Below are 14,118 nucleotides of genomic sequence, written 5' to 3' on the forward strand. Positions count from 1 at the left end.
AAGAGCAAATTTCAAATTTCTCTTTTGCCATCAATACCAAGAGTAGATGGTGGTGTTGAGCTTGTGTCACCAACACTCGTGATTGAGATTAGTTTCGCCTGAGCATCCCATTTTCTTGATTCTGTAAGACCGATCTGGAAAGCGTCTACTAATGTGATCCCTGAACTAGTGGATGCTTTGGCTTTACTCATTACATTAATGCCGCTTAACAAGATCAAAAAAATCAAAACGCCTCTCCGTAACATTGAACAGAATCCCCCATAAATGTTTGGGTTATTTTCCGCATAAATGATAGAATTATTCTGCCCAAAGTTTAATCACTTTCCATTGTTATTTGCAGTACGTAGATACATCGCAGTAGACTCATACTGCTTACTAGTGAATTCCAAAAGAACTCGTTTTGAGGGTTCCAATATAAAAAACTAACAGTTGCCTTAAACTAAAAAATAAAGTCCTAGACTACTGTTGGTTTATTGAACTAAAGTGTCCCGTTAGCCATACATGCAGCCTAAGAGCTGGCTGCACCACAGAGGATGAAAATGGATACCTCTGTCAATACTGTTTGTACGGCTGGCGAAGAAGGTCGATAAGCTATCGTGCCATAGAGCCCAACCGTTAGTCTGACTCCGACTACCACGGTGCATCACAGAATGTCGCACCCTATATGGGTAGCACTCATGGGAGATTAATTCTTTTTTGGTTGTTGCACCAGCCTTGCCTTTTTGTTTGTTATCTATGATGTTTTTTGTGCTTAATAGATTTAACAATCTTTATATGATTACTCAAGAGGCTCATCCTTTTTTTAAAAGTGTTTTTCTGGGTTTGCTTTATTATGCTCTTTTTCAGGTTTTGAGCTAATTTAATTTTCATGGGAGCTTAACAATGAAAAATATTAGAGCGACACATAACATTACTTGAGATCCAAAAGTGTAAGAATATCTTCTGGATTCTCGAACTTATACTTAGCTGGAACAGCATCAGGTTGTTTGCATCCCCACAATGCTAATCCAAAGTCTACTCCAGCGTCTCTGGCACATTCGTAATCATAAATGGTGTCACCGATGTATATGGCTGTTTCAGCCTTTGCACCTGATAGCTCAAGGAATCTAAGCAATGGCTCGGGATGAGGCTTGTGCAGCTCTGTATCATCTGCACATATAACATAAGGAAGATAACGAGCGAGGCCAAATGGGACGAAGTCATCGTGAAACTCTTTTTTTGTCTTAGAAGTTACGATCCCTGTAGCAATCGATTGCTTCCTTAGGTTAGTAAGCAGTTGATGAAAACCCTCAAATACGTGAATGGTATGCCGGTAATCACTCATAAGATCATTCCAGCATTTATTCGCATGTTCAATATCTTCAATACCGAGTTGTCCCAGGGATACTGTACCCGGAATTCCGAGCACAAATGCGAGATCTTGCTGCGCCATTTTCCTATTATAGTTCTTCTTCAGCAACTTCTGTAAGGATCCCAACACCGCTTGTTCTGTATTTATTAATGTGCCGTCAATGTCAAAGATAACGGTAGTATACATAATTTCATCCTCCTTAAGCATTATTAGAAATGAGCTCCTATATGAATGCTAAAGTATGGAATCCTTTTCAGGTCAATACCTATATTGAATGCCGTACAATGATATGGTAGGGAATTTCCACCTTATTATTGGAGCTATCAATTGTAAGATCAAAGGCTTCTTCACCGACTTTCACCAATTGATGATCGACCGTAGATAGGCCTAAACCTATTCCAACAGGCTGATTCTCTTGGCCAATGATCGCTAGATCATTGGGCACTTCCAATTGTATACTTCTTGCATACTGATAAAAACCCGCCGCAACCTCATCACCGTTCGCATAGATAGCCGTTGGTCTAACCTCCATATTAAGCAGTTGTTGTGCCACTCTTAACCCATCATCAATACTTTGGCAATCACTGATATGGTATGCTGGCGGCAGATCACCGAATATATGCTTATATGCTTTTTTTGTCAGCTGTGTGCTAGCACTCTCTTCTCCTCTTGCTGTTGTAAAGGCAACTCGTGAATGGCCTTTATCTTTCAACAGTTGAAACGTGTCTAGGAAAGATGCATATCGATCCATATAGGCACAGCCAATCTCAGGATGATCCGTAAACTCGCACGCAACAATTGTTCCATACTTAGTGTATGGAATAATTGCATTCCAATCATTCGAACGAGAAGTAATAATGATTCCGTCCAATTGTTTGTTTTTCAGCATATTTAAGCAGCTTAGCTCTTTTTCCGGATCGTACTTCGTAGGAAGAACCATTACAGAATAATCATGCTCAACCGATCGATTAAGTACACCATGGAGCAGTTGATCAAAGGCTTGATTGTTGTTGTAAGGCATGACCACGCCTATACTCCTTGTTTCCTTACGGACTAAATCGACAGCTAACCGATTCGGGGTGTAGTCAAATTCATCAATCACTCGTTGCACAGCTTTCCGCTTCGACTCAGATACGTAAGGATGATTATTTAGCACCCTTGATACTGTTGACACAGATACACCCGCACGCTTCGCAATATCAATAATATTTGCCATTGCACTTTCTCCTATATTTTCTTAGAGTTCAAAGTTAAAATCCCCAATTTTCCACACAAAAAAACTCTTTCGCCATTCGTCTTGTATAAAGCATAAGCATTTTGTACCACGGAATCAAAAGGATGGTCAAGTTGTTATGCTTATAACTAATCTGTCCGTTAGTTCAATGAAAAAAGAAGGCTACCGTAGCTCCTGCTCATCAATGTGTATTATTCAACTAAAGTGTCCCGTTAGTTCAATACAAATACGTGTCGTTCACGATCTTCAACGCAAACGGCCTAGCATTGCGGGAGGGGCTTGTTCGATGGCCTCGAGGAACGCAAAACGATCAAAATCAAGGAAAACGACAGGTTAGATGAAGAACTGTTAACCCGTCTGCTTACGCAAGCATCCTCTGCTATCTAGCCTCGCAGTAGCAGAATAAGCCTATTTGCCTCCTATGGTACGGTGGCTGCAAACAGGCTTATTGATTCCGCTTATATCATGATATGTCCTCGTTCAATGCCAGCCACTGCACCGCCGACCCGAACCTGATTGATTTCACCGCTCTCGCTCAGGCGCAATCCTGCTTTGATTTCAGAAGGACAATCCATCGAATACCCTTGCCTGAAAATGACATTCTCTACTTCCCGCAAAGATCGTTGGCCATGTTGGTACAAATAGCTGAGCAGAGCACCGTTGGATGTTCCTGTCGCGCTCTCCTCGGGAATATCGTACAGCGGCGCAAAATTCCGGCATTCCGCAGCAGCATCGTCTGGAGTATCCATCGTGAACAGATGATATCCAACCACATCATATTTTTCGCTGATGGCGGTTATGGCATCAAAATTTGGCTGAACCTCATTCAAGAGCTTCCTGCTGCGGATCGGGATCATAATGTCCCGCAGGCCCGTCGAAACAATCTGGATCGGCAACCCGGTTTCCAGATCCTCGGCATCTATCCCCAAAGATGGGGCGATTTCCTCACAGGATATCCTTTCAAGAAATTGTGGTAATGCCTGTGACAAATAAACAAGACCCTCGGAGCTAATATCGACATCCAGAATCCCTGCCTTAGTTTCTATCGAATAGGAGGTCCCTTCCTTTGACAAACCCAGCGAATGCATTAGTCCAAACGCAGCAATCGTGGCGTGTCCGCACAGATCAACTTCGCTGGCGGGGGTGAAATAGCGGATTTTGTAATCCGCTAGCAGAGATTTTTCCATAAAGGCCGTCTCCGAAAGGCCCAATTTCTTCGCTATGAGCTGCATTTCGGCAGCATCCAGAGAAAGGCCATCCTCTAAGACAACGCCTGCTGGATTACCGCCACGCTCCCCTTTCGCAAACGTATTTAACGCATACACTTCCACATTCATGTTCTGCTCTTCCTCTCTTTATCTTCGAAAAACCGATGTGCGCAACCGGCACGTCCCACTCGCCTTCAAGATCTTCCTTTTATCGATTTATTACTAGGTAAAGACGCAGGAGCGATTGAATTGTTGCGTTAATCTGCCCGTTAGCTTAATCACTAATCGGATTCATTTACTTTAAAAGAAGTGATTCAATAAATACCTCTATGTCAAATGGTTCAGTCGTAGTTTCGTATCTACCATATATATGGCCGTTTCGATCGATTAAAAACTTTGAGAAATTCCACTTGATCCCGTCACCGGCATATATGTCCGGATACTTTTCCCGCAGAAAATCCTGCATCCATTGACCGCCTGATGTCTCAGTATCGAACCCTTGAAATGGTGCTTGCTGTGTTAAATATTGAAATAACGGATGAGCAGACGGTCCCCTAACCTCAACTTTCTCGAATAAAGAAAACTTAACTCCAAAGTTGCTCTCACAATATTCATGTACTTCCGAGTTACTCTCTGGCTCTTTCTCGTTGAATTGGTTACAAGGAAAACCTAGTATTTCAAACCCTTGCTCATGGTGTATTTCGTAAAGCCTTTGAAGATCAGGTAATTGGCGAGAATAGCTGCATCTACTAGCCGTGTTCAGAATAAGCAGAACTTTTCCACGATAAATTGACAATTCAACAGGCTCACCATTAATTGACTTCGCTTGAAAATCATAAATAGACATCAGACCACCATTCCTCCGCGTTATTATTATAAATAACATAATATCGCTACAGGCTTTTATTGGTCTAATATATAAAAGGAATAATCTTTATAGAATGAACCTATAATCCAATATTACCTTAGTATATTGCCCATTTAATTTACTAGAAAAGAGGAGCTACCATATAGGAAGCTCCTCTACTTATTTCCCCCCAACAAAATCCGTTTCTAAATTCATCATGAAAATAGTACATCCTCTCAGCTCTGGGGCTTATCCTAACTCGCTGGAGAACTTTTTTTATTACCTATAGCCAATTGAACGATAATCTGAAGCACGATAATTACAGCCAAACCATAGAATGCTTGGACGAAGCTGCCCGTTGCATCGTGGAGCCAGCCAATGGCTAGCGGCCCAAGCGCTCCGAGAATGTAGCCACCTGATTGGGTCATTGCGGACCAGCTACTGGCTTCCTGAGCATTGCTTGTTTCATCAATGGGCAACATCAGTGCAATCGGGAACAGTCCACCCGCTCCAATACCGAGTGGAATCGCCGCGAGCCAGGGGCTAACGGATATGTTCAGCATCAGGACACCCATCAACTCTAATAAAGCACACCCGACAAGCCAGAATACACGTCTTTGGTAACGGTGTACAAGCATGGGAATGAACAACGTAGAGGGCAGAGATATCAATGTAAATAAGGTTTGGATGTTGCCGGCCGTCTCTTGACTATACCCCTGGCTTTGGATTGCTGGCGCAAGCCAAGCGGTCAATGAGTAGAAGATCGCTGCCATCAGCCCGAAGAATAATGTCAGCATCCAGGCACGCTTGTTGTTCACCGGAAGTGGTGAATTAAGTACACTCGAGATTTTACCGGATTGTCGATCTATGCGCGCAGACCAGGCTAATCTCAACCAGATCGGCAATGCAATGGCTGCGAGAAATGCCCATACAGCCAACGAGCCCCTCCACGAACCACCCAGCGTATGCTGAAGCGGAACCGATAATCCCACACTAATGCTGGCCCCCATCACCATCGCTGTAGAGTAGATGCCCACCATAGCTGCCACTCGGTCAGGGAAGTACTGCTTAATGAAGCTGGATAATAGCGGCCCTGCCAATGCAATTCCTACACCGGACAGAAAAGAAGTGAACATCATCAATGGAGTTGTACCAACAAACCATCGTAATCCTGTACCTAACCCAATGAGGATTAAAGCCAGAACAATTGCGCCCTCATTCCCCCACTTTCTGCTTAATCTTACGGAGAACGGAGCAAATATGCCCATGCATAATACCGGAAGTGTGGTTAACAGACTGGCGGTAATCCCGCTTATACCCAGATCATTCTGTACGGTGCTCATTAGAGGTGAAATGGATGTAATAGGTGGTCGTAAATTCAGTGAAGCCAGGATAAGCGCTAGGACGATATAAAAAAGTTTCATTATGAATCACCTCATGGTAGTAGTATCGTTACATTCACCCATCATCCTATTTTTTAACGACAGATCGTTGGGTGGTGCACGATTAAGTATAGAATCTTTAGAATGATTGAACAATACTATAGTTTCTATTAAAATGATTACTAAAACCAATGATTAGAGGTAATACATATGGAGATTCGTCAGATGGAAAACTTCATTGCTGTTTGTGAGGAGCTTCATTTTACACGAGCAGCTGAGAAACTCGGCATATCTCAACCTACGTTGAGCCAACAAATACGCGCGCTCGAGGATGAACTCGGTGTTCCCTTATTTGACCGAGTCGGCAAAAAGATTGTGATGACCCAGGCAGGAAATCTGTTTCTGGAGCACTGTGTACAGATGATTCGGCATTTACAGAATACCCAGGATGCGTTAGCTGAACTCCGCAATGATCAACGAGGTCGCTTAGTAATTGGTGTTCTTCCTTCCGATCTGGACTATCGGCTCACTCCATTGCTCGTGAATTTTCATGCACGATTCCCCAAGGTACAACTGAAGGTTATCTCTTCGATCTATGTCTTGAATCAAGTGCTCGATAATGAAGTAGACATCGGTATCGAAATCACGTCTGCTCCTGATGATCGGCTTGTACGCATTCCTTTGTGCAGTGAAGAATATGTACTCGTCGTTTCCGAGAATCATGATTGGGCTGAACGAAGCACGATTGGAATCCAGGAACTGCGAAATATCCAAACTGTGATGTTCCCCGAAGGATTTACAGGCAGAGAACTGGTTGATGGCTATTGCCGTAAATATGGCTTCAGTTTAAATACGATCATGGAGACCAGTTCGGCTACTTCCATTATTAGCTTGGTTAAAGCCAACGTCGGAGGAACATTGCTGCCTTATCGTTTGATCCAAGCGATGAATGAACCAACACTACGCTGCGTCCGAATTACAGACGATCCGCCATACCGTCACTTTGAGATCATTCATAGGTCCGACCGTTTTCTGACAAAATCGGCCAAGGCATTTATTGAGAAAACTATCGAGTATTTCAATTAAGAGTGAGTTGCGATTTAGAGAAGAAAAGTTACAAAGGAAACCGCAGAATGCATGACAGAAATGTCATTACGGATTCTTTTGTAAGATTCGCTTCTGCTGCCAGAACTAGAGTATAGTAGGAGTTGTTAAAAATATATTCCAGGAGGCTATAGCCATGCCACAGGAGATCTGGATTAACCTGCCGGTCAAAGATGTTGAGAGGTCAACTGCCTTTTTCAATGAGATTGGATTCCATGCAGTGAGCGTTGGTAACGAGAGAGCCAAGCTTGACATAGGCCAAACAACGATACTGCTGTTCCCGGATGCAGCGTTTGAGAAATTCACAGGTTCTAAAACCGCAGATACTTCCCATAGCGCAGAAGTAATATTCTCCATTGGCGCTGAAAGCAGAGAGGAAGTAGATGCCTTTATTCAAAAAGCAGAGTCTGCCGGAGGAAACATCTTTGGCAAGCCGAGTGAAACTGACGGCTGGATGTACGGCGCAGGATTTGCCGACCTGGACGGTCACCGCTGGAACCTGTTGTACATGGATGAGAGCAAAATGCCTAAAAGCTAATATGAAGACGCCAGTCACCTGCTTAAGGTGACTGGCGTTTTTTCACACCCACTATAATCTCATATCTGTAATTCAAATCACCTGGGTTAGCCTATCGTTTCCCATTACTTCAATAAGGATGTGCTTTAAAAGTAATCGGGGATATCAAGTACTATGGAGTCGATATCATTTTCTTTTGAGTAATACATACAAACACTGTCTTTATATTTTTGAAACTCATTAGGTAGTACAATAAAACCTAATTCTTTGTAAAATTCTATTCCAATATCACTATAAAGGAAAAAGTTGTTACACTTTTCTTCCTGTTCAAGTTTATTTATCTTTTCTTTGACCAACAAAGAAGCATATCCTTTTTTTCTTAAATATAAAGGGGTAGCAATTGAACCAACCCCCTTTACAACTTGGTCATCAGAAAGATTTAGTTCATATACGATGAGGGAGCTTAATAGCTGCTTTGTATCTGTTGCTTCAAGAACGTACCACTTTCCCTTTTTATACTTTTTGGAAGCCTGGCACATAGTTATATATTCTTCATATGGCAGATTATCTCCCAAACATCATAGCCCATCTTATAAATTTCGATCATTTCCTCTTTTGTTGCTTCCCTAATTTTTTTCAAAGTACCTCTCCTTTTGTTTTATGCGGTTATAGATTCTTTTCGACTTTAAGCTTATCATGATCTCTATTCTTCTGAAGCTAAACTGCTCCCAAAGTATCTGGGCTAACGTTCTCCGTTCGTTGAACAAACTACTCCCAGTAAGGAGTACCACTAAAGAGAAATTCTTCTTTATTTACATATCGCTTAAATTCCCGACTTGCTAATTTACTAATGTGACTGGGTAACCACTCATTAGATTCAGGCAGCCCAAGCCAAAAATTCATTGTTTCGAGTTGGGCTGCTACAAAGAAACCTTCTAAACGTTGAACATAGTTATGAGGCAGGTCGAATTGTTTTGCGTATGATTCTAGCAACTGGTTTCTGAATGCTGGGTGGATATAAGAAAGTGTCCAACCTAAATCGAATAAATAATATCCGAACCCACAAGCTCCAAAATCAATAGCTCTAGCTTCTTGTTCATGAAACACAAAATTACTTGGAATCAAATCTGCGTGAATTATCCCCCAATTGCCTGGTGTTCTTTCTATGTCGTTCATCATTAAAATTGCACACTCTCCGGCCAATTGCAGAATTTCCACATCATTTTTATCGAGCTCACCAGCGTTAGCAAGCTGTTTTAGCTTTTCTAATGATTGTGAAATTCTAGAATTATCAAATGACGGTCGAGTAAATGATGACGGAATTTTCCAAAAGGATGATTGTTTATGAAGCTTTCCGATCAATTCGCCTACGCACTCGGCATCATTGACTGTTGGAACAAATTGTTTTTGTTCACCATCTACCCATTTTAACAATGTACAGTTTATGTCAGCTATCTTAGTAACATATTCACCAATGTTATTTTTTATAGGTGATGGCAACACCAGATTTGTATCATTTGTTAATGATTCCAGCCAAATCATTTCTGAATGGATGACTTTTTCCTCAGACCAAATACTTTCCATCGAATCATTTTTTGATAGATGTATTCGCAAACTATAGCAGTTACTTTCCTTATCTGTCACTTTATAGATGGTGTTTGCATTTTGTCCAATATGAGCTATTGATTGATAAGTAATTGGATAACAAGTTAATGCTTCTATAGCAATATCCTGAGTATTTAGCACGGTATCTTCCCTCCCCTTGAAACAACCGAATAAGGACATCGTACCATAATATTTTCCAATAGTTTGAGAGAGAACACTTATATTTATTTTTTATCCATCACTTAGTTGATTAAGGTAACCTGCTCATCAATATGTATTATTCAACTATCGTGTCCCGTTAGCTCAACGGAACTTCGATATTATTGTTATTATCTGATTTAGGATGAAGTCGATTTTCTATTACAAAAAAATGATTGAAAATACCTACTACTCGTACTTTATTATCTGCCTCTCCAAAATTTTTTGTTTCTGCTGTCATAAAAATAATCTGATGTGTGAGACTTGATGATTTCAAGTCATTAATAGTATGAAAGCAATTTGAGCTTTCAGAACTGTCACATTTAAGACCGTGAACCTTATGGAGGTAATTATCATAATCTTGACTACTTGGTTTTGTATAAGCCATCACAAATAATAATATGGAAACTATTAGGAAAGCATATTTCTTCTTGATAAAGGCACCTCATCTCTTATGGATAATCGTACAATATAATACCGCATTTAACTGCCTAATAGTTCAACAAGGCAACATCACGCTCTACTGCACGTTAGTTGAACAAATAAAAAACGGCTGCCGAAGCAACCGCTATTCCACTAACGTTCCCCGTTAGTTCAATAGAATTAACAGTTTTAGTCCGATGGTATCCTCTTGTCTATGATTCAAGCCACCACTTTCAATCCTATGATAAAATACTTATAAATCCCACTATAGCCAAACGGCCAAATGCGGATATAATCTTACTCTAAATTACTGGAGGTAGCGCTCCGTACTCGGCCCACTGCTCTTTTGTCGGGCCGTAAAGATCCGGCACACGAAGGCCTGCCTGACGCATCAGGACTGTCATCTGACCACGATGATGAATCTCATGCTTTACGAGAATATCCAGCATTAAGCCGTTTGGCCATTGATCACCATACATATCGCTCATGATAAGCAGATTCTCATCTTTCCAACTGGACTGTATAGCATCAAGGAGCGCTTGTGAGGTCCTCTTATAGACTGACGCGATGTCTGCTGCCGAAGCTGGCACCGGCATATCTTCGCTCGGTCCTTCGAAAGACAGTCCCGTCCGAGATGGCATTTCGTGCAACGTCTGTACAAGGTGCCATGCAACACGTCCAAGCGTTCTATGATCGCTTGTTATCTGTTGGCCAAGAGACTCGTCGGTCAGCATCTCCAGTGTCCGCATTGTTGCTTCCGTTTCATTCTGCCAAGTTGCGGCAAAATCTTTAATGTGTTTATACATATCCAACATCTCCTTTTTGTAATGGAATCAAGTTTATTATACCGAACACTAGTTCGCAAGTAAATATTTACATTTACTTAAACTCCCCCCGTTAACCAAACGAAGCTGCCGAAAATCATTGCGCTAATCCCGAAATGTAATTAACTATGTATGGTTAATACTTTTGATCATTTTGTTTACGCTAGCCTGCCCGTTAGCTTAATGAAAAGAGCAGGATACCGAAGCACCTGCTCATCAATGTATATTGTTCAATTGTCGTTTCCCGTTACATTAAAACCTAAATCGAACTGAATGCAAACATTATTTCAGATTCGCATACCAATTCATTATTTACCGTGGCGACTCCCTTTCCTTTGACGATTTGTCCCTTGATTCGAATTACATCAAATACAAGAAGGAGTTGGTCTCCTGGTTTTACTTGTCGTTTGAAACGACAATTATCAATACCAGTCAGTAAGCCTATTTTATGATTGTTGCTTTCAACGTTAGACATAGCGACTCCACCGACCTGTGCCAGTGCTTCTACAATTAAGACTTCAGGCATTACGGGATAGTCAGGGAAATGACCGAGAAAATAAGGTTCATTAATGGTTACATTTTTAATCCCAACAGCTCTCTTCCCCTCATTAATCTCCAATATTCTATCGACCAAGAGAAATGGATTCCGATGAGGAATAATCTCTTTAATTCTTTCAATATCAATCATGGATTTGCCTCCCTAATCGGTTTATTACCATTTTATCGCCTTTGGGTTAAACTGGCCCGAAAAAAACTCAACATAACTCTTATTAAACTATCCTATCCGTTAGCGTAATAACTGCTCGAAATCAATAACCAAAGGGTACATACTCTCCATTGAAATGATAACGGTAGCCGTTATCTATTCGGACATATCCGAGTATACAATGATCTCTACCCCTGAATGAGACACTAGAGTAGTTTTTATTGTCTTTATTACCTTCAGCAATCAAAATTTCATTGTCTTCACAAGCTAAAACAATTCCGATATGATCGTGAGAATTATCGGAGAGAAGCTTATCGAAAATAACAATATCATCACGTGCCGGAATAAATTCTTCTTGTTTAGCGTCATAGAAAAATCTAGTTTCGTGCAGCTGAGCCCAATCCAACCACGCACCAACCCCAGCTAGACGATACATTCGGTTAGGATATCGAATTGGAAGAAGTATTCCAACCTGCATACAGCAGTAGTATACAAATGCAGCACACCAGTTACCTTCTAGTACTTTATAGATATCAGAGTCCGGCCAATACTTGCAAATTTCCCGATAACGTTCATCTTCCGGTACCCCGATTATGTTTTGCTCTGCGAGATTTTCCGCAAAATCAGCCAGCATAAGTCGTCTGTCTTTAGTTTCTCTATTTAATACTTCCACATCTACGTTAAATTCTGTATCTTCATTTCCCTCCGGAATCCCTAATTCAATAAATACATTTTGTAGTCTATGTATATCCGACTTAAGCAAATGATTTCCTGTATTTTGAAAGTACATCTGCAATAAAATAGCGTCTTTAATAACTTCCTCATCTGGTCCATGAACTTGATGTCTATCTTCTTGATAAAAGATTGATCTAAGAATTACTGAGATCTCTTCGTCGGTAAAGATTTGAGTGCTACGTATTATAGGTCTTATCGCGTCTGCGCTATTGTGACCAGGAAAGGTATTTATTCCAGTTTTATAGAAATAAAAATCGTGTAGCACCCCCGCGATCGCAGCGATTTCCGAATCTTGTCCTCTTCTCATAGCGAGCATCGAAGCGAAGGTAGACACTCCTGAAAGATGAGCCCAAGCTTTCTGATTCTTGAAGCTGCTCTGCATTTCATAAACAAGGGATCGAACAATTCCAAGACGCTTAGATTTCTTCTCACATATCATAATTAATTCCCCAATCCCCGAACTAACGCAGGCTTATGTCCGTAGCCTCTCTGTATTCATAAAACTATCGTTTCCCATTAGTTCAAGTAAGTTTTTTAAAATGTTTGTATAGATCCATGTGAGTCTTGCTGTACTAGTTAATCCGTATCCGTGCAATCCAGTACAGACTTGTGACATCTATGACTCCGTTACCAACTCCTTTACTTTAGATGCAAAGGTCTCCCAGCTTGTATCATATCCTACATTAAACGTCCACCCGTTAGATCGAAGCTTCTCACCTAAATAGATGTAATCGGCGCGTTGCTTATCATTTAGGTTTACATCTAAAATCTCGTCACCAACCTTGAACTCGTTCATGTAATCGTACATTTTCATAAGGATATCTTCCTTATCCTTATCTCTTTCCATTCCACTGTGTAAGATGATTGAATCGATTGCATCATCTAGTTTCTGTGTAACAAGAGTTTCATAATTCCAATTATGATCTTGTTGATACTGTATAGTTGCTTCAAGTTGAGCAAGATCTCGGTGAATGTTAGCATTCAATAATTCATATTTCAATTCTTGATTTCTGCTATCCTTTTTCTGATTCATAAAAAAGACAACATTACCGTTAGCTCAACGAGTCATTTGAGGATATATATCGCTAGGTGGTCTGCTCAATCGAGTGTCCGGCTTATAATATTTTGTTACCCAATGGTTTAATGACTTTGCTTTGAAACCAAGACTCTTATACAATTTTATTGCAGGATTGCCTTTCACAACCCCGAGCGTCACGATTTCCCCACCCCTTCGTACAATTTCATTTACAAGAAATGAAATAAAAGCTCTTCCGTATCCTAGTGATTGAAGATCTAGACGAACAGACACATGACTCAGTTCAACCCCGTCAATAATTCCGACTGCTGCTATTTCACCATCAATAAGCATCACGAATCTATTGCTTCTATCTTCGGCGAATCTCATCCGCTCCGTTTCATTAGGAGGATAATAGTAAGACGGAAGAATACCCACGCGTTCATGCATTTCGTAAAAAGCTATTTCACAAATGTTATGGCATATTACATAATCATCATCTTCGTATTGCCTTACAGTAATATTAGTTTCAGGAAGAAGTACACCTTCACGCTCCATGATAAAGGATGAATAACTTATGTAATAACCATGCTTATATAAAAATTGCTGAGAACAACGGTCGCCATCTATACAGAAACCTATCGAACGTTCTACTGCTACGTTTTGAGAAAGTATTTTATCCGTCTTTTCCATAAGTGTGGCACCGATACCCATTCTTCTATATTCTTCGTTAACAAATATCGTCGTCAACGCTCTTCTCTTAAAACCATCAAAAGAGAGAAAACCTACCGTTAAGTCGTTGTAACGAGCAACAAATATACCGTCTGAGAGCATTTTGTTACTCTGTTGAAACACATTAAATTGTTCATTTTCACACAACATGGCTGTGATTGAAGCTTCGTCCCTTTCGGGTTTATAGGGTTCAATTTTCAGTTGTTCCATCTGCATTCACCTTTGATCATAAGTTTA

General features: G+C 40.8%; 15 protein-coding genes. 2 read left to right on the forward strand and 13 right to left on the reverse strand.

Features of this window, described 5'->3' with window-relative positions; all coding sequences use genetic code 11:
* Window positions 1-11: 11 nt before the first annotated feature.
* From MKX41_RS11905 to MKX41_RS11930, 6 genes are all read right to left on the reverse strand, one after another.
* Window positions 12-227, reverse strand: a complete 216-nt coding sequence (locus MKX41_RS11905; RefSeq protein WP_340970636.1) for a hypothetical protein — start codon at window positions 225-227, stop codon at window positions 12-14.
* Window positions 228-910: 683 nt separating this feature from the next.
* Window positions 911-1,537 carry an HAD family hydrolase gene (locus MKX41_RS11910; protein ID WP_339265355.1) on the reverse strand — a complete coding sequence of 209 codons (627 nt, stop codon included), beginning with the start codon at window positions 1,535-1,537 and terminating at the stop codon, window positions 911-913.
* Window positions 1,538-1,616: 79 nt separating this feature from the next.
* Entirely contained in the window at window positions 1,617-2,567 is a 951-nt protein-coding gene (locus MKX41_RS11915) for a LacI family DNA-binding transcriptional regulator (RefSeq protein WP_340970638.1), read from the reverse strand.
* 476 nt (window positions 2,568-3,043) lie between these two features.
* The gene (locus MKX41_RS11920; protein WP_340970640.1) at window positions 3,044-3,922 is read right to left on the reverse strand and encodes a PhzF family phenazine biosynthesis protein; all 879 of its coding nucleotides are present in this window, start codon (window positions 3,920-3,922) and stop codon (window positions 3,044-3,046) included.
* Between the two features lie 166 nt (window positions 3,923-4,088).
* Window positions 4,089-4,640, reverse strand: a complete 552-nt coding sequence (locus MKX41_RS11925; RefSeq protein ID WP_339796475.1) for a glutathione peroxidase — start codon at window positions 4,638-4,640, stop codon at window positions 4,089-4,091.
* 254 nt (window positions 4,641-4,894) lie between these two features.
* Window positions 4,895-6,064 (reverse strand): MFS transporter, encoded by a 1,170-nt coding sequence (locus MKX41_RS11930; RefSeq protein ID WP_339241940.1) that lies wholly within the window; start codon window positions 6,062-6,064, stop codon window positions 4,895-4,897.
* A gap of 168 nt (window positions 6,065-6,232) precedes the next feature.
* Between MKX41_RS11930 and MKX41_RS11935 the strand changes: the two genes are divergently transcribed.
* Window positions 6,233-7,108: a LysR family transcriptional regulator gene (locus tag MKX41_RS11935; protein WP_340970642.1), complete on the forward strand. Its 876-nt coding sequence runs from the start codon at window positions 6,233-6,235 to the stop codon at window positions 7,106-7,108.
* 154 nt (window positions 7,109-7,262) lie between these two features.
* A complete protein-coding gene (locus tag MKX41_RS11940; protein WP_339265365.1) occupies window positions 7,263-7,664 on the forward strand; it encodes a VOC family protein in 402 nt (133 codons plus the stop codon).
* Between the two features lie 125 nt (window positions 7,665-7,789).
* Here MKX41_RS11940 and MKX41_RS11945 read toward each other — a convergent pair whose 3' ends face one another.
* From MKX41_RS11945 to MKX41_RS11975, 7 genes are all read right to left on the reverse strand, one after another.
* Window positions 7,790-8,218 (reverse strand): hypothetical protein, encoded by a 429-nt coding sequence (locus MKX41_RS11945; protein WP_339796483.1) that lies wholly within the window; start codon window positions 8,216-8,218, stop codon window positions 7,790-7,792.
* A 193-nt stretch (window positions 8,219-8,411) separates the two neighbouring features.
* Entirely contained in the window at window positions 8,412-9,389 is a 978-nt protein-coding gene (locus MKX41_RS11950; RefSeq protein ID WP_339796486.1) for a phosphotransferase enzyme family protein, read from the reverse strand.
* Between the two features lie 782 nt (window positions 9,390-10,171).
* Window positions 10,172-10,675: a DinB family protein gene (locus MKX41_RS11955; RefSeq protein ID WP_340970645.1), complete on the reverse strand. Its 504-nt coding sequence runs from the start codon at window positions 10,673-10,675 to the stop codon at window positions 10,172-10,174.
* A 277-nt stretch (window positions 10,676-10,952) separates the two neighbouring features.
* On the reverse strand, window positions 10,953-11,381 hold the full coding sequence (fabZ, locus tag MKX41_RS11960; RefSeq protein ID WP_340970647.1) for a 3-hydroxyacyl-ACP dehydratase FabZ: 429 nt from the start codon (window positions 11,379-11,381) through the stop codon (window positions 10,953-10,955).
* 121 nt (window positions 11,382-11,502) lie between these two features.
* Complete coding sequence (locus tag MKX41_RS11965) at window positions 11,503-12,573, reverse strand: CHAP domain-containing protein (RefSeq protein ID WP_340970649.1); 1,071 nt, start codon at window positions 12,571-12,573, stop codon at window positions 11,503-11,505.
* A 177-nt stretch (window positions 12,574-12,750) separates the two neighbouring features.
* The gene (locus MKX41_RS11970; RefSeq protein ID WP_340970651.1) at window positions 12,751-13,167 is read right to left on the reverse strand and encodes a hypothetical protein; all 417 of its coding nucleotides are present in this window, start codon (window positions 13,165-13,167) and stop codon (window positions 12,751-12,753) included.
* A gap of 24 nt (window positions 13,168-13,191) precedes the next feature.
* Window positions 13,192-14,091 carry a GNAT family N-acetyltransferase gene (locus MKX41_RS11975; RefSeq protein WP_340970652.1) on the reverse strand — a complete coding sequence of 300 codons (900 nt, stop codon included), beginning with the start codon at window positions 14,089-14,091 and terminating at the stop codon, window positions 13,192-13,194.
* Between the last annotated feature and the right edge of the window lie 27 nt (window positions 14,092-14,118).

It is taken from the genome of Paenibacillus sp. FSL R5-0475, assembly GCF_038004585.1.
In the GTDB taxonomy this organism is placed as follows: domain Bacteria; phylum Bacillota; class Bacilli; order Paenibacillales; family Paenibacillaceae; genus Paenibacillus_AQ.